General features: G+C 71.6%; 16 protein-coding genes. 9 read left to right on the top strand and 7 right to left on the bottom strand.

Going from position 1 to position 15,623, the window contains the following annotated elements; all coding sequences use genetic code 11:
• Window positions 1-2: 2 nt before the first annotated feature.
• From ACFYW1_RS10005 to ACFYW1_RS09990, 4 genes are read left to right on the top strand one after another with little or no spacing between them, the layout of a single operon-like run.
• On the top strand, window positions 3-605 hold the full coding sequence (locus tag ACFYW1_RS10005; protein ID WP_388989757.1) for a 4Fe-4S dicluster domain-containing protein: 603 nt from the start codon (window positions 3-5) through the stop codon (window positions 603-605).
• Window positions 602-1,402, top strand: a complete 801-nt coding sequence (locus ACFYW1_RS10000; protein WP_388989755.1) for a ubiquinol-cytochrome c reductase iron-sulfur subunit — start codon at window positions 602-604, stop codon at window positions 1,400-1,402. Before ACFYW1_RS10005 ends, ACFYW1_RS10000 begins: the two co-directional genes overlap by 4 nt.
• The gene (locus tag ACFYW1_RS09995) at window positions 1,399-1,872 is read left to right on the top strand and encodes a hypothetical protein (protein ID WP_388989753.1); all 474 of its coding nucleotides are present in this window, start codon (window positions 1,399-1,401) and stop codon (window positions 1,870-1,872) included. The genes ACFYW1_RS10000 and ACFYW1_RS09995 overlap by 4 nt, the downstream gene beginning before the upstream one ends.
• A gap of 21 nt (window positions 1,873-1,893) precedes the next feature.
• Window positions 1,894-2,103 (top strand): hypothetical protein, encoded by a 210-nt coding sequence (locus ACFYW1_RS09990; RefSeq protein ID WP_388989751.1) that lies wholly within the window; start codon window positions 1,894-1,896, stop codon window positions 2,101-2,103.
• A gap of 77 nt (window positions 2,104-2,180) precedes the next feature.
• Here the strand turns inward: ACFYW1_RS09990 and mscL are convergent, their stop codons facing one another.
• From mscL to ACFYW1_RS09960, 6 genes are all read right to left on the bottom strand, one after another.
• Window positions 2,181-2,687, bottom strand: a complete 507-nt coding sequence (gene mscL, locus ACFYW1_RS09985; protein WP_388989749.1) for a large conductance mechanosensitive channel protein MscL — start codon at window positions 2,685-2,687, stop codon at window positions 2,181-2,183.
• A 123-nt stretch (window positions 2,688-2,810) separates the two neighbouring features.
• Window positions 2,811-3,317 (bottom strand): RcpC/CpaB family pilus assembly protein, encoded by a 507-nt coding sequence (locus ACFYW1_RS09980; RefSeq protein ID WP_388989747.1) that lies wholly within the window; start codon window positions 3,315-3,317, stop codon window positions 2,811-2,813.
• 404 nt (window positions 3,318-3,721) lie between these two features.
• Window positions 3,722-4,555 (bottom strand): S-methyl-5'-thioadenosine phosphorylase, encoded by an 834-nt coding sequence (locus tag ACFYW1_RS09975; RefSeq protein ID WP_388989745.1) that lies wholly within the window; start codon window positions 4,553-4,555, stop codon window positions 3,722-3,724.
• Between the two features lie 109 nt (window positions 4,556-4,664).
• On the bottom strand, window positions 4,665-5,015 hold the full coding sequence (locus tag ACFYW1_RS09970) for an FmdB family zinc ribbon protein (protein ID WP_388989743.1): 351 nt from the start codon (window positions 5,013-5,015) through the stop codon (window positions 4,665-4,667).
• 66 nt (window positions 5,016-5,081) lie between these two features.
• The gene (locus ACFYW1_RS09965; protein WP_388989741.1) at window positions 5,082-6,365 is read right to left on the bottom strand and encodes an MFS transporter; all 1,284 of its coding nucleotides are present in this window, start codon (window positions 6,363-6,365) and stop codon (window positions 5,082-5,084) included.
• A gap of 408 nt (window positions 6,366-6,773) precedes the next feature.
• Window positions 6,774-8,321: a potassium/proton antiporter gene (locus tag ACFYW1_RS09960; protein ID WP_388989738.1), complete on the bottom strand. Its 1,548-nt coding sequence runs from the start codon at window positions 8,319-8,321 to the stop codon at window positions 6,774-6,776.
• A gap of 323 nt (window positions 8,322-8,644) precedes the next feature.
• Between ACFYW1_RS09960 and ACFYW1_RS09955 the strand changes: the two genes are divergently transcribed.
• Window positions 8,645-11,395 (top strand): penicillin acylase family protein, encoded by a 2,751-nt coding sequence (locus ACFYW1_RS09955; RefSeq protein ID WP_388989736.1) that lies wholly within the window; start codon window positions 8,645-8,647, stop codon window positions 11,393-11,395.
• Window positions 11,396-11,496: 101 nt separating this feature from the next.
• Here ACFYW1_RS09955 and ACFYW1_RS09950 read toward each other — a convergent pair whose 3' ends face one another.
• Window positions 11,497-12,105 (bottom strand): 5-formyltetrahydrofolate cyclo-ligase, encoded by a 609-nt coding sequence (locus ACFYW1_RS09950; RefSeq protein ID WP_388989734.1) that lies wholly within the window; start codon window positions 12,103-12,105, stop codon window positions 11,497-11,499.
• A gap of 94 nt (window positions 12,106-12,199) precedes the next feature.
• On the opposite strand from ACFYW1_RS09950, the gene galU reads away from it, so the two are divergent.
• The 4 genes from galU to ACFYW1_RS09930 all read left to right on the top strand — a co-directional run bounded on the left by galU (window position 12,200) and on the right by ACFYW1_RS09930 (window position 15,610).
• Window positions 12,200-13,102, top strand: a complete 903-nt coding sequence (galU, locus tag ACFYW1_RS09945) for a UTP--glucose-1-phosphate uridylyltransferase GalU (protein WP_388989732.1) — start codon at window positions 12,200-12,202, stop codon at window positions 13,100-13,102.
• Between the two features lie 4 nt (window positions 13,103-13,106).
• Window positions 13,107-14,417 carry a gephyrin-like molybdotransferase Glp gene (glp, locus tag ACFYW1_RS09940; RefSeq protein ID WP_388989730.1) on the top strand — a complete coding sequence of 437 codons (1,311 nt, stop codon included), beginning with the start codon at window positions 13,107-13,109 and terminating at the stop codon, window positions 14,415-14,417.
• A gap of 126 nt (window positions 14,418-14,543) precedes the next feature.
• Window positions 14,544-15,062, top strand: coding sequence for a cyclic pyranopterin monophosphate synthase MoaC (gene moaC, locus ACFYW1_RS09935; protein WP_388989728.1), 519 nt, complete (start codon window positions 14,544-14,546; stop codon window positions 15,060-15,062).
• 32 nt (window positions 15,063-15,094) lie between these two features.
• Window positions 15,095-15,610 (top strand): molybdenum cofactor biosynthesis protein B, encoded by a 516-nt coding sequence (locus tag ACFYW1_RS09930; RefSeq protein WP_388990170.1) that lies wholly within the window; start codon window positions 15,095-15,097, stop codon window positions 15,608-15,610.
• Window positions 15,611-15,623: the final 13 nt, after the last annotated feature.

Here is a 15,623-nt window from a genome sequence, read left to right as displayed (position 1 = left end):
CCATGATGGGCAGAACGATCTTCATCGATCCCGGGCGCTGCATCGGCTGCCAGGCATGCGTCTCCGCCTGCCGGGAGTGCGACTCGCACCGCGGCAAGTCGATGATCCACCTCGACTACCCCGACGAGGGCCATTCCGTCGCCTCCCTTCCCACGGTCTGCATGCACTGCGAGGACCCGGTCGCGCCGTGCGCCGAGGTCTGTCCCGCCGACGCGATCCTGGTGACCGCGGACGGGGTGGTCCAGCAGGCCGACACCACCCGCTGCATCGGCTGTGCCAACTGCGTCAACGCCTGCCCCTTCGGCGTCCCGAAGATCGACCTGGGGGCGAAGCTGCAGATGAAGTGCAACCTCTGCTACGACCGCACCGCCTACGGCCTCGCCCCCATGTGCGCCACCGTCTGCCCGACCGGGGCGCTGTTCTACGGAACGGTCGAGGAGCTCCAGGCCGAACGCCCCGGGGTCCAGGTCGCCGACACCTTCACCTTCGGCCGGAGCGAGGTCCGCACCGGCGTGGCCATGGTCGTTCCCGCCGACCGGGTCCGGTGGCCGGTGCCCGGCGGCCTTCCGGTCGTCGAGATCAACGGGAAGGACGTCCGCCGATGAGCGCCCCCGACCAGCCGTCCACCGACGGCCCGGACCCCGGCCGGCCGGCCTCCGGCCGACCGGGAGACGGCAGGTCGCTCGTCGATCAGTCGGTTCCCGGGCGGCCCGCCGCCGACCGCCCGGCCGGCGGGGACCCGAGGGAGGCCCTGCACGACCGGATCGCCGCCGACTCCCTCACCACCCGGCGCGACTACCTCCGGATCGTGGCGACCGTCTCCGGGGGCCTCGCGGTCGGCGGGCTCGGCGTGGCCGGCGGAATCCTGCCGCGCCACGGCGACCCCGACGACGACGCCAAGGCACCCGCGCCGAAGCGGATCGCCGGTCAGCTCCTGCCCGGCGAATCCGTCTCCTTCCACTACCCGGACGAGGAGGACCGGGCGGTGGCGGTACGGCTCGACGACGGCACCCTCGTCGGCTACTCCGCGATCTGCACGCATCTCGCCTGCGCGGTGCTCTGGCGCAAGGACCGAGGCTCCGGGGGCGAGCTGTACTGCCCCTGCCACGAGGGCGTCTTCGACGCCCGTACCGGCGAGGTCACCGCCGGGCCACCACCCCGCGGGCTGCCCAAGGTGGTGCTCGTCGAACAGACCGACGGCAGCATCTGGGCGATCGGTACGACCCACTCGGGCGAGAGCGTCGAGCACGGCCTGTGCCGCCTGCTCGACGAGGACCGCCCGGACCTCGCGTCCCGCATCGGCTGTCCCTCCGTCAGGGGCGGAGGGGCGGAGGCCCCGGAGGCCGGGACCTCGCCCGCACGGGCCGCCGAAGCCACCCAGACCCCCGGCAGGCGGACATGAGCGGCTCTTCGCGGCCCTGGAACCGGCAGCCCGGGAGCGAGGGGGGCCAGGGCCGGACAGCGGACGGCCGGGAGCCCCCGGGGCAGGGGCCCTCGGGAAGTCCGGCGTCCTCGGAGTTCCGGGAGTATCCCGAGTACCACCCGGGCAGCGCCCGCCCCGAGCTCAACCGCCCCCTGCACGAGCGCTATCCGCAGATCCGCCCCACCAGTGGCTACGGGGACCCGAGGGTCCGGCACACCGGTCCCGGTCCGGGGGCGGGCACCGACCAGGAGCCCGAGCGCTCCTCGAAGCTGACGGCCCGGCTGGCCCTCGCCATGACGGTCGTCGTCGGACAGCTCTGGGGGCTGACCGTCACCATCGACGCGTGGATGGAGGGCGACACCGGCACGGCCTGGTGGGGCGCCGGTTTCCTCGCCCTGTCGTTCCTCGTAGTGCTCGGCCTGTGGCTGCTCGACCCGGAGGACCGCTGACCGTCGCCGTACCCTTGACGTATGAGCACCGCCCCCGCCTCCGGCCCGCGTGAGTCGAAGCCGTCGCAGCCGGAACAGCCGAAGCCGAGACCGGCTCTGATCTTCGACGATCCGCTGGACCAGCAGTCCGCGGACGATACGGACCGGGGGTGGGGCGAGCGGGCCCCGGCCGGTGGCAGCGCCGCCGATCTGGCGCGCTTCCTCGACGAGAAGCCGCCCCACCACATCTGAATCCCCCGCTCCGTGGTGGTCCGGCGACGCTGCCGCCGGCGCCCCTGTCGCGCCTGCCGCTCCTGTCGCGCGTACTGCTACTGGCCGCCGCGCCCGGGGTCCTGGTCGCGGCTCTCGCCCGTCGGGCCGCCACGCTGGGCGACGAGGGCGTCGCGGATCTCCTTCAGGACCTCCAGCTCGCTCACCTCCAGCGTCTCCTGCACGCCCTCCTTCGCGGCCTGCATCGCCGCTCGCCTGGCGAGGTACTTGGCCATGGGCAGGACCATCAGGAAGTAGACGACGGCGGCCGTGATCAGGAAGCTGAGGGTGGCGCTGAGCACCGAACCCCACAGGATCCGGATGCCCTCGGTCACCTCGCCCGTCTTCGGGTCGGTGACGCACGGCCCCTTGAGGCAGGAGCTGTAGCCCTCCAGGTCCTTGGTGCCGAACGCACCGACCAGCGGATTGATGACGCCCTTGACGATCGAGTTCACGATCTGGGTGAACGCGGCACCGATGACCACGGCGACCGCCAGATCGATCACGTTGCCGCGCATCAGGAAGGCTTTGAACCCTTCCAGCAGACTGACCTTCTTCTCGCTCACGGATGAGCCTTCCTTCGCGTGTGCCGTAGGCGGAACAAATTCCTCCGCAACTTACGGCAGCACCCGGTGGAACCACCCAATTCTTGGGATTAGTCGGGTGACTTGACCGATTGTCAGTACGAATCAGCACAGGGCCACCGCCAGTCGGGACGAGATGCCGGCACCGGCCAGCGAGGCGGCCGTCTCCCGGGGGACGGAGAGCACGACGAGCGCCCCGTCCCCCGCGGCACCGTCCGCCGGGGCCGACGGTACGGCCGCCACCCGCGCGCCCTTCGCCAGCACCCGGACGTCTGCTCCGGAGCCGTCCTCACCGGAGGCGATCACGTCGACGTGGTCGCCGGGCCGCAGCAATCGCACCGCCCCCGCGTCCGCGATCCGTACCGGCGCGGACACCAACCGGGCCTCCGGCCGCCGTACTTGCCCCGGAACCGCGCCGCCCGCCCCGCCCGCGCCGGCCCCGTACGCCGGGCCGCCGCCCGTCCCCGCACCGGTACCGCCCAGTCCCGTGGCGGCCAGCGCGGCAGCGGTCAGGGCCAGCCCGGCCGCCAGGGCCCGGCGCTGCCGCCACACCGCCCGCCGCAGCCCGCGCCCGCCCCCACCGCGCACCCGCAGCGGCTCGAACGCGGGCACCCCACAGAGCGGCGGAGCCGACGCCGGGGGCGGTGCGTGAGGTGACGCACGGGGCGGTGGAGGCGACGCCGAAGCCCGTAACGGAGCGGACGGTGACGGGGGCGGCGAGCCGGGAAACGAGCCGGGTACCGCACCGGACGGTGCCGCGTGCGACGGCGTGGGCGGGGGAAACAGGGGCGACGGAGGCATGGTCGACACCACCTCGGACGAAGGGATCTCGTGCGGACACCCCTCACGATCCACCGTTCGCGAACTTCCCGTCGGAGCCTGTGGACGGCCCCGGCGTGTGTGGACAACTCCGTCACCCACACACGCCGCAACCGTCACACACCGAAAGCCCGGAAGCCCAGAAGCCCGAAAGCCCGAGAATCAAGAAGCCCGAGAACCGAAAGGCCGGACCCGGCCTAGGGAAGCTCGATCCCCGTCTTGAGTCCGTCCAGCGCGTGCGAGCACGGGCAGTCCCGGTCCGCCTCCGCGGGCAGCGCGGCCACGACGTCGAAGAGCACCGCGCGCAGCCGGTCCACATTGGCGGCGAACACCTGCAGCACCTCCGCGTGCGAGACGCCCTCGCCGGCCTCCGCGCCCGCGTCCAGGTCCGTCACCAGGGTCGTCGTCGTGTAGCAGAGGCCCAGTTCCCGGGCGAGGACGGCCTCCGGGTGGCCGGTCATCCCGACCACCGACCAGCCCATCGCCGCATGCCAGCGCGACTCCGCCCGGGTCGAGAAGCGCGGCCCCTCGACGACCACCAGCGTCCCGCCGTCCACCGGCTCCCAGTCGTTCGCCCGCGCCGCCGCCAGCGCCGCCCGGCGCCCCTCGGGGCAGTACGGGTCGGCGAAGCCCAGGTGGATCACGTTCGGCTCCGCGCCGTCCGCCCGGGTCTCCCCGTCGTAGTACGTCTGCTTGCGGGTCCTGGTGCGGTCCACCAGCTGGTCGGGGACGAGCAGGGTGCCCGGTCCGTACTCCGGGCGCAGGCCGCCCACCGCGCACGGGCCGAGCACCTGGCGCACGCCGACGGAGCGCAGCGCCCACAGGTTGGCCCGGTAGTTGATGCGGTGCGGCGGCAGGTGGTGGCCCCGCCCGTGGCGCGGCAGGAAGGCCACCCGGCGGCCGCCCACCTCGCCGAGGAAGAGGGAGTCGCTCGGCTGTCCGTACGGGGTGTCCACACGCACCTCCGTGACGTCCTCCAGGAAGGAGTACAAGCCCGAGCCGCCGATGACACCGATCTCTGCGTTCGCCATGCGTTCACAGTAGCGGCGCGGGAAAACACGCAGGACCCCGCCGAGGTGTCGGCAGGGCCCTGGTGAAAGCGCGGAAGCGCGGAAGCGTGAAAGTGCGAAGGGGCTCGGCTCAGGCGGCCGAGGTGCCACTCGTCGAGGACGAGGAAGCCGACGAGGACGAGGAGGCCGACGCCGTGGAGGACGTGGACGACTTCGAGTCGGACCCCTTCGAGGACGAGGAGTCGGCCGAGCCGGAACCGGACGACTTCGCCGAGGACGACGCCGGCGTGCTGCTCGACGAGGAGCCGCGGCTGTCGTTCCGGTAGAAACCGGAGCCCTTGAAGACGATGCCGACCGCCGAGAACACCTTCTTCAGGCGTCCGTCGCAGCTCGGGCACACGGTGAGGGCGTCATCGGTGAACTTCTGCACCGCCTCGAGGCCCTCGCCACATTCGGTGCACTGGTACTGATAGGTCGGCACTTGCTCCTCCTGGCACTCTGACTCAATGAGTGCTAACGAGGCTCCATAGTGACGTATTCCGCTGCGTCAGTCCACCGTGACCGGCTTCCGGTGACCGACACCACGTGCCACGGTCCGTCCCGCGGCGGTGGGCGAGAGCCGTGAACGCAAGGTCATCAGGGTGATCAGCGCCAGTACGGTCCCCACCAGGGGGACCAGGAATCCGGTCGAGGCCCCATGGGCGTCCGCGAGCCGTCCGGCGACCGTCACCGCGGCCGCCTGGCCGAGCGCGACCGAGCCCGTCAGCCAGGTGAACGCCTCGGTCCGGGCGGAGGCCGGGACCAGGGCCTCGACCAGCGTGTATCCGCTGATCAGGGCCGGGGCGATGGACAGTCCGACCAGCAGTCCGAGGCCGGCGAGCAGGGGCACCGAGTGCATCGCCCACAGGCCGGACGCGGTCAGGGTCAGTGCCGTGTACCCGACGAGCAGGCGCCGTCGCGGGCCGCTCTTCCAGGCGATGGCCCCGCAGGCGATCCCGGCCAGCATGTTGCCGGCCGCGAAGACGCCGTACAGCAGGCCGTTCACGCCGGGGCTGCCGACCTCCTCGGCGAAGGCGGTCAGCGAGACCTGCATGCCGCCGAAGACGGCGCCGATCCCGAGGAAGGCCACCGCGAGCACCCGTACGCCGGGGACGGACAGGGCGGAGGCGTGCCGTTGGTCCGCGCCGGACGGGGCGGTACGCACCGCGGGCTGGGTGCGGTGCTGGGCGGCGAAGAGCAGCCCGCCGACCAGCGTCAGCACGGCCTCGGTGACCAGGCCGGCCGCCGGGTGCACGCCCGTGCACAGCGCGGTGGCGAGCACCGGTCCGATGACGAAGGTGAACTCGTCCGTCACCGATTCGAAGGCGGCCGCGGTGGGCAGCAGCGGCGACGGCTCGCGGCCCGGTGCCGCCCCCAGCACGGCCGCCCAGCGGGCCCGCACCATCGGGCCGATCTGCGGGACGGACGCACCCGTGGGCACGGCCGCCGCGAACAGCGCCCACAGGGGCGCGTCGGCCAGCGCGAGCGCCGTCAGCGCCGACACCGACGCGGCGTGCACCAGGACACCGGGCAGCAGCACGGCACGCTGGCCGAAACGGTCGGCGAGCTTGCCGGTCTGCGGCGCGAACAGGGCCATGGCGACACCGGTCACGGCGGCGACGGCGCCCGCGCTGCCGTACGAGCCGGTGGTGTGCTGGACCAGCAGGACGATGCCGATGGTCAGCATCGCGAAGGGCTGCCGTGCGGCGAAGCCCGGAAGGAGAAAAGTCCACGCACCCGGGGTGCGCAGCAACTGCCCGTAACCCGGGCGGTCGGAGACCGTGGACGCCACGGTCCATGCCTTTCTGCCGCCTGGTGGCCGGACTCCCGCGGGCGGGCCCGGACGGATGGTGCGGGCTCGTGCGGATGCGGCCGAGAGCTGTCCTCTTCGCGCGGAACTGCGGTAGATGCCGGGCGCTCAGCAGGGCGGAGGACGCCACGACCGCCATACGGTCGCGCCAGCTCTGCATCAGGCAGAGTTGGTCGTTCAGATTTCCTTCAGGATACAGGCATTTGTCCCCGCCTGCCTGTGATTGTGCGCCGGGCCACCCTTCACGGACGGGACAAATGAGACGGACGAGACACGCGAGGCGCACGGATGACCGCGCGACGCACCTCGGGGCCCGGCCGAGCGGACCCCGTGCCCTGTACCCCGGACCCCGGACCCCGTGCCCCCGAAGGTGTGCCTCGGCGGTGTGCCTCAGTGGTGCGTCTTCGGGCCGCCGGTCCTGCCGAGCCTCGTCACGGTCTTCAGCGCGTGCGCCACCTCGTGCCGCCGGCCCTGCTTCGCGTGCGCCGTCGGGCTCTCGCCGCCCTTGGCGCCGGTGCCCAGCCAGCCCGCGAGCTTGCCGCCCTCGCCGACCGCGCGCAACCGGTCCTCCGCCGCGTCGCGCACCGGATCGGTGGCGACCACCAGCAGTTCGTCGCCGCGCCGCAGCACGGTCGACGGCGCCGGTACGAAGCTCTTCCCGTCCCGTACGACCAGGGTGACCGCGGCCCCGGCGGGCAGCCGCAGCTCCCCGACCTCCACGCCGTGCATCTTCGAGCCCCCGGGGATCGCCACCGACAGCAGATGGCCGCGCAGCCGCTCCAGGGGCGCCGACTCGATGCCCAGGTCGGCCGTCTCGGACGGATCCTCGGCGATCTTCAGGGCCTTCGCCAGCCAGGGCAGGGTCGGCCCTTGGATGAGGGTGTAGACGACGACGAGGACGAAGACGATGTTGAAGACGCGGGTGGAGCCCTCGATCCCGGAGACCATCGGGATGGTCGCCAGGATGATGGGCACGGCCCCGCGCAGCCCCGCCCAGGACATGAGGGCCTTCTCCTGCCAGGGCAGCCGGAACGGCAGCAGCGAGATGAAGACCTCCAGCGGACGGGCCACCACGGTCAGCACCAGGCCCACGATCACGGCGGGCCAGAAGTCGTCGATCAGGTCGTGCGGGGTGACCAGCAGGCCGAGCAGGACGAACATGCCGATCTGGGCCAGCCAGCCGAGCCCGTCGGCGAAGCCGCGGGTGGCGGGCCAGTGCGGCAGCTTGGCGTTGCCGAGGATCATCGCGGCCAGGTAGACGGCGAGGAAGCCGCTGCCGTGGACCAGGGCGCCCGCGGCGTACGCGCTGACCGCGATCGCCATCACGGCGATCGGGTAGAGGCCGGACGCGGGCAGCGCCACGCGGCGCAGGCCGAACGAACCGAGCCAGCCGACGGCGATGCCCACGGCGGCGCCGATGGCCAGCTCCAGGGCTATCTCCCCGACCAGTACGTACCAGCTGTCCACCGGGCCCCTGGTGGAGAAGGCCACCACCAGGATCACCACGGGGGCGTCGTTGAAGCCGGACTCGGCCTCCAGCACGCCGGTGACCCGGGCCGGCAGCGGCACCTTGCGCAGTACGGAGAAGACCGCGGCGGCGTCCGTCGACGAGACGACCGCGCCGATGATCAGTGCCTGCCGCCAGTCGAGACCGACCAGGTAGTGCGCCCCGGCCGCCGTGACGCCCACGCTCACCGCGACGCCGACCAGCGAGAGCATCGCCGCGGCGGGCAGCGCGGGTCTGATCTCTTTCCACTTGGTGCCCAGACCGCCCTCGGCGAGGATCACGACGAGCGCGGCGTAGCCGATGACCTGGGTCAGCTCGGCGTTGTCGAACTTGACGTCGAAGATCCCGTCCTGCCCCATGACGACCCCGATGCCGAGGTACAGGAGCAGGCTGGGGAGCCCGCTGCGCGAGGAGACGCGCACCGCCGCCACCGCGACGAGCAGTACGAGTGAGCAGACGAGCAGGAGTTCGTTGAGCGTGTGGACAGTCAGTGCCGTTCCTTCCCCGCGTGCGTCTGCCGAGCCGAACGATTCGAACGAAACGACCGGATTCGGCCGGTCGTGCCTCGGTATCGGCCATGAGTGGCCGGTACTTCGTTACCTTACCTAATCTTTAACGCTTTCTTGACGCGGTCGAGCGTCCGTACGATCACTACTCAATTCGAGCCATCCCGATACCGCGTCGGAGCCGCCGGGCCGCTGCGCCTATGGTTGCTCCTGCACTCCCAGGACCACCTGCCCCTCGAAGGACAGCGATGCCCGCCAACACAACCGCCTCTTCCGGCTCCACCGGGTCCGCCGGTGCGAAGACCGGCAGGAAGAAGGGGCGACGTGCCCGCCTGATCGTGCTCGTTCTGGTGCTGGCGCTCGTCGCGGGTATCGGTTACGGCGCGTACTGGTCCGTGTCGACCGTGCGGGCCTCGTACCCGCAGACGACCGGCTCGATCAAGATCGACGGCCTCGAAGGCACGGTCGACGTCAAACGCGACGGCTACGGCATCCCGCAGCTGTACGCGGACTCCGACGCCGACCTCTTCCGTGCCCAGGGCTTCGTCCATGCCCAGGACCGCTTCTGGGAGATGGACGTCCGCCGTCACATGACCGCGGGCCGGCTCTCCGAGATGTTCGGCTCCGGACAGGTCGAGACGGACGCCTTCCTGCGCACGCTGGGCTGGCGCAAGGTCGCGCAGGAGGAGTACGACACCGTCCTGTCCGAGGAGACCAAGAAGAACCTCCAGTCGTACGCGGACGGCGTGAACGCCTACCTGGAGGGGCGGGACGGCAAGGACATCTCCGTCGAGTACGCGGCCCTCGGCTTCACCAACGACTACAAGCCGGGCAAGTGGACACCGGTCGACTCCGTCGCCTGGCTCAAGGCCATGGCCTGGGACCTGCGCGGCAACATGCAGGACGAGATCGACCGCTCGCTGATGGGCAGCAGGCTGGACGCGAAGCAGATCCAGGACTTGTACCCGGCCTACCCGTACAAGAAGAACGAGCCGATCGTCGACCAGGGCGCGATCTCCCCGGTCACCGGGAAGTTCGACCCGGCCGCGACGCCCTCCGACAACATCGGCGCGGACACCGTGCAGGGCGCCACCGAGGGCCTGAACACCCAGCTCGCCTCGCTCTCCGACACCCTTGACCGGATCCCGGCGCTGCTCGGCCCGAACGGCAACGGCATCGGGTCCAACTCCTGGGTGGTCTCCGGCGAGTACACGACCACGGGCAAGCCGCTGCTCGCCAACGACCCGCATCTGGCCCCGCAGCTGCCCTCGCTCTGGTACCAGATGGGGCTGCACTGCCGTGAGATCAGCGCCACGTGCCAGTACGACACCGCCGGTTACAGCTTCTCCGGGATGCCCGGTGTGATAATCGGCCACAATCAGGACATCGCCTGGGGCTTCACCAACCTCGGGGCGGACGTCACCGACCTCTTCCTGGAGAAGGTCTCCGCCGACGGCTACCTGTACGACGGCAAGACCAAGCCCTTCACCGTCCGCGACGAGACCATCAAGGTCGCGGGCGGCAAGGACCGGACGATCACCGTCCGCGAGACGAACAACGGCCCGCTGGTCTCCGACCGCAGCAGCGAACTGGAGAAGGTCGGCCAGAAGGCCCCCGTCACCAACGAGGCCCCGGACCGGGCCGAGGGCTACGCGGTCGCCCTGAAGTGGACCGCGCTGGAACCCGGCCACTCCATGGACGCCGTCTTCGAGCTGAACCGCGCCAAGGACTTCGCGTCCTTCCGCAAGGCGGCCGAGCACTTCGAGGTCCCCTCGCAGAACCTCATCTACGCCGACACCGACGGCAACATCGGCTACCAGGCGCCGGGGAGGATCCCGGTCCGCCTGGAGGGCGACGGCACGATGCCCAGCCCCGGCTGGTCCTCGAAGTACGGCTGGGAGAAGGAGCCGATCCCGTTCGACGAGCTGCCCTACGAGTACAACCCGAAGCGCGGCTACATCGTCACCGCCAACCAGGCCGTCATCGACGAGAAGAAGTACCCCCACCTGCTGACCAAGGACTGGGGCTACGGCAGCCGCAGTCAGCGGATCAACGACCTCGTCCGGACGAAGCTCAAGGACGGGGGGAAGATCTCGACCGAAGACATGCAGAAGATGCAGATGGACAACACCAGCGAGATCGCCGCGAAGCTGGTGCCCGAGCTGATGAAGATCAACATCTCGGACAAGAGCGTCCGCGAGGCGCAGAAGCTGCTGGAGGGCTGGAACTACACCCAGGAGTCCGACTCGGCCGCTGCGGCGTACTTCAACGCGGTCTGGCGCAACATCCTCAAGCTGGCCTTCGGCAACAAGCTCCCCAAGGAGCTGCGGGTCGAGGGCGAGTGCCTCAACGTTCCCCGGGCGGGCGACTCCGGTCCGGTCGACGAGCAGAACAAGCTGGTGCGCGAGTGCGGCCAGCGCGCCGCGGACTCGGCGCAGCCGGACGGCGGCGACCGCTGGTACCAGGTGGTCATCAACCTGCTGGACGACCAGGACAGCGACTGGTGGAAGACGCCGAAGAGCGGCCGGGACCTGGCGACGGAGAACCGTGACCAGCTCTTCGCCCGCGCCATGGAGGACGCCCGCTGGGAGCTGACCGCCAAGCTCGGCAAGGACATCAGCACCTGGAGCTGGGGCCGGCTGCACCAGCTGACGCTGAAGAACCAGACCCTCGGTACCGAAGGCCCCGATCTGCTCCGGCGGGCCCTCAACCGCGGCCCGTGGGACCTCGGCGGCGGCGAGGCTGCGGTCAACGCCACCGGCTGGAACGCGGCGGGCGGCTACGAGGTCGTCTGGGTGCCGTCGATGCGCATGGTGGTCAACGTGGGGGACTGGGACAAGTCCCGCTGGATCAACCTCACCGGCGCCTCCGGGCACGCGTTCAGCGCGCACTACACCGACCAGACCGAGAAGTGGGTCAACGGCGAACTGCTCGACTGGTCCTTCGGCACGAACGCCGTCTCCAAGTCGACGGTCGACAGCCTGAGGCTCAAGCCGTAGGACGCGTCCGCTGAAGCCCTCGGGCGGCCCTCGGAGCTCTCAGGAGCCCCCGGAGGCCGCCCGAGGTCGTTCCGGGGGCCTCCGGCGGTTCACGGGGCCGCTCAGGGCTTCGGCTCCGCCGGGGCCGACCGGTGGACCGCGGCCGGGGTCACCGCCACGTCCACGGGACGGTCGTGCGGTTCCTCCGGAACCCGTGCGACCACCTCGTCGTCGTACAGCAGGACCACCAGCGCCGGATGCGCGCCGGCCGCGGCGAGCCGGGCCAGCACCCGGTCGTAGCTGCCGCCGCCGCGTCCCAGCCGCATCCCGCGCCCGTCCACCGCGAGCCCCGGCAGCAGGACCGCGTCGGCCTCCAGGACCGCGTCCGGACCGAGGCGCTCCCCGCCCGGCTCCAGCAGCCCGCGACCGGCCCGCAGGAGCCGGGCGGCGCCCTCGTACGGTGCCCAGTCCAGGTCGTTGTCGGGGAGCAGCACCGGCAGCAGCACCCGCACGCCCCGCGCGCGCAGGGCGTCCAGCAGGGCGCGGGTGCCCGGCTCGCCGCCCACCGAGACGTACGCGGCGACGGTGCGGGCCCCGGACAGCTCCGGCAGATCCAGGGCGCGCCGGGACAGAACCGTCGCGGCGTTCTCCACGTCCTCCTCGGTCAGAAGGCGCCTCGCGGCCAGCAGTTCATGTCGGAGAAGTGCCTTTTCGGGCTGATTTGCACTCAAGGGACACCTGTGAATCACTCGAATATGCCTATAGGCGTACAAAGTTAACCGGAAACTCATCTTTCACTCATGCGAGGCGGTTATCGTTCTGCGCATGACTCAGTCGCCCCCCAGGATCAGCAAGGCTGTCATTCCGGCCGCGGGACTCGGTACCCGCTTCCTGCCGGCCACCAAGGCCACTCCCAAGGAGATGCTGCCTGTCGTCGACAAGCCGGCGATCCAGTACGTCGTCGAGGAAGCGGTGACCGCCGGTCTCTCCGACGTGCTGATGGTCACCGGTCGCAACAAGCGTCCTCTTGAGGACCACTTCGACCGCAATTACGAGCTGGAGTCCGCGCTCACCCGCAAGGGAGACGCCGAACGGCTCAAGAAGGTCCAGGAGTCGAGCGACCTGGCCACCATCCACTACGTCCGGCAGGGCGACCCGCGCGGCCTCGGACACGCGGTGCTGTGCGCCGAGCCGCACGTGGGGGACCAGCCGTTCGCGGTCCTCCTCGGCGACGACCTGATCGACCCGCGCGACCCGCTGCTGGCCCGCATGGTCGAGATCCAGGAGCGCGAGGGCGGCAGCGTCGTCGCGCTGATGGAGGTCGCGCCGGAGCAGATCCACATGTACGGCTGCGCCGCCGCCGAACCCACGGCCGAGGGCGATGTGGTGCGTGTCACGGGCCTGGTCGAGAAGCCCGAGAGGGACGAGGCGCCCAGCAACCTCGCCATCATCGGCCGCTACGTCCTGGACCCCGCCGTCTTCGGCATACTGCGCAGGACCGAGCCGGGCCGCGGCGGCGAGATCCAGCTCACCGACGCCCTCCAGCTCCTGGCCGAGGACGAGAAGGCCGGCGGCCCCGTGCACGGCGTCGTCTTCAAGGGCCGCCGCTATGACACCGGCGACCGAAGCGATTACCTCCGTGCCATTGTCAGACTCGCGTGCGAACGTGAGGACCTGGGTCCGGACTTCAGGACCTGGCTTCGCGGTTACGTCACGGAGGAGATGTAGCACCTTGAGCAACACGATGTGGTCGGTGGACGAGCACCTGGCAGACATTCTCGAAGCGGTGCATCCGCTCGAACCCATCGAGTTGCAGCTGCACGATGCCCAGGGCTGCGTCCTCGTCGAGGACGTCATGGTGGAGATCGCCCTGCCGCCCTTCGACAACAGTTCCATGGACGGGTACGCGGTCCGGGTCGCCGATGTCGAGGGCGCCGACGAGGAATTCCCCGCGGTGCTCACGGTCATCGGGGACGTCGCGGCCGGGAGCGACGGGCTGCCCGAGGGCCGCCGCGTCGGCCCCGGCGAGGCCGCCCGCATCATGACCGGCGCCCCGCTGCCGGCCGGTGCCGAGGCCGTGGTCCCGGTCGAGTGGACCGACGGGGGCACGGGCGCCGGCCCCGCCGACACCATGCGCGCCCACCGGGACGCCCCGCAGGACGCGGGCGGCGAGGTCCGGGTGCACCGCCCCGTGGAGGCCCGCGCCCACGTCAGGGCCCGCGGCAGCGACGTGAAGCCGGGCGATCTGGCGCTGAGGGCCGGGTCGGTGATCGGCCCGCCGCAGATCGGCCTGCTCGCCGCGATCGGCCGCGCGACGGTGAAGGTGCGGCCCCGGCCGCGCGTCGTCGTCATCTCCACCGGCAGTGAACTGGTGCAGCCCGGCGAGGAGCTGGCCCCCGGCCGGATCTACGACTCGAACAGCTTCGCGCTCACGGCCGCGGCCAGGGACGCCGGGGCCATCGCCTACCGGGTCGGCGCCGTCACCGACGACGCCGACACCCTGCGCGCCACGATCGAGGACCAGCTGATCCGCGCCGACATCGTCGTCACCACCGGCGGCGTCAGCGTCGGCGCGTACGACGTCGTCAAGGAGGCCCTGTCCTCGGTGGGCGACGAGGACGAGCCGGGCGGCGGCATCGACTTCCGCAAGCTCGCCATGCAGCCGGGCAAGCCGCAGGGCTTCGGCTCGATCGGCCCCGACCACACCCCGCTGCTGGCGCTCCCGGGCAACCCCGTCTCCTCGTACGTCTCCTTCGAGCTGTTCGTACGGCCCGCGATCCGGGCCCTGATGGGCCTCCCGGACGTGAACCGCCCCACCGTCCGGGCCGCCCTCGACGTCGAGAAGGCGCTGACCTCCCCGGCCGGCCGCCGTCAGTTCCTGCGCGGCACGTACGACGAGGAGGCCGGCACGGTCGCCCCCGTCGGAGGTTCCGGTTCGCACCTGATCGCCGCGCTCGCCCGCGCGGACGCGCTCATCGTGCTGCCCGAGGACGTCACCTCCGCCGAGCCCGGTACGGACGTCGAGGTGGTCCTGCTCCGCTGATTCCCGGGCGGTGGCGGTACGGTGTCTGCCGCTGTGCCTTCCCGGGGAACACCTCCCGGGGCCCCGGGCCCGCACCCCGGTGCGGGCCGCGCACGGGGAACGGCGCCCTACCGCGAGGCGGAGTGAGTGAGTACCCAGAACAGGCTGACGCACATCGACGAGGCGGGCGCGGCCCGGATGGTCGACGTCTCCGAGAAGGACGTCACCGCGCGGACGGCCCGTGCGAGCGGCCGGGTGCTCGTCTCGCCGCGCGTGGTCGAGCTGCTGCGCGGCGAGGGGGTCCCCAAGGGCGACGCCCTCGCCACCGCCAGGATCGCCGGGATCATGGGGGCCAAGCGCACCCCCGACCTGATCCCGCTCTGCCACCCGCTCGCCGTCTCCGGCGTGAAGGTCGACCTGGGCGTCGCGGACGACGCGGTGGAGATCACGGCCACGGTGAAAACCACGGACCGCACCGGCGTCGAGATGGAGGCCCTGACCGCCGTCTCGGTCGCCGCGCTCACCGTGATCGACATGGTCAAGGCGGTCGACAAGGCCGCGGTCATCACGGACGTACGGGTCGAGTCGAAGACCGGCGGAAAGTCCGGCGACTACCGGCGCACCGGGCCGGACGGAGCGCCCGAGCAGACCGGAGCGGACGCGTGACGGCGCCCGGACCGGGACGCCCGGACGACACCATGGCCGGCGGCGCCCTGACCGCCCCGTACGCCGCCCTCGTCGTCACCGCCTCCAACCGGGCCTCGGCCGGGGTCTACCCGGACCGGGGCGGCCCGCTCGTCGCCGAGGGGCTCGGCCGGCTCGGCTTCGCCGTGGACGGGCCGCAGGTGGTGCCCGACGGCGACCCGGTCGAACAGGCCCTGCGCGCCGCCGTGACCGCCGGGTACGACGTCGTCGTCACCACCGGTGGCACGGGCATCTCGCCCACCGACCGCACCCCCGAGGCCACCCGCCGCGTCCTGGACCGCGAGATCCCCGGCATCCCCGAGGCGATCCGGGCCGAGGGCCGCGACAAGGTCCCCACCGCCGCGCTCTCGCGAGGGCTCGCGGGCGTCGCCGGAAGCACGCTCATCGTGAATCTGCCGGGCTCCACCGGCGGGGTGCGCGACGGCCTCGCCGTCCTCGAACGCCTCCTGGTGCACGCCGTCGACCAGCTGCGCGGCGGCGACCACCCCCGACCCGGGAGCCCGAGCTGAACGTCTCGACCTG

The sequence above is a fragment of the Streptomyces sp. NPDC002669 genome, assembly GCF_042889165.1.
In the GTDB taxonomy this organism is placed as follows: Bacteria; Actinomycetota; Actinomycetes; order Streptomycetales; family Streptomycetaceae; genus Streptomyces.
The sequence above is the reverse complement of the archived record's forward strand: the minus strand, read 5'-3'. Positions and strand labels throughout refer to the sequence as shown.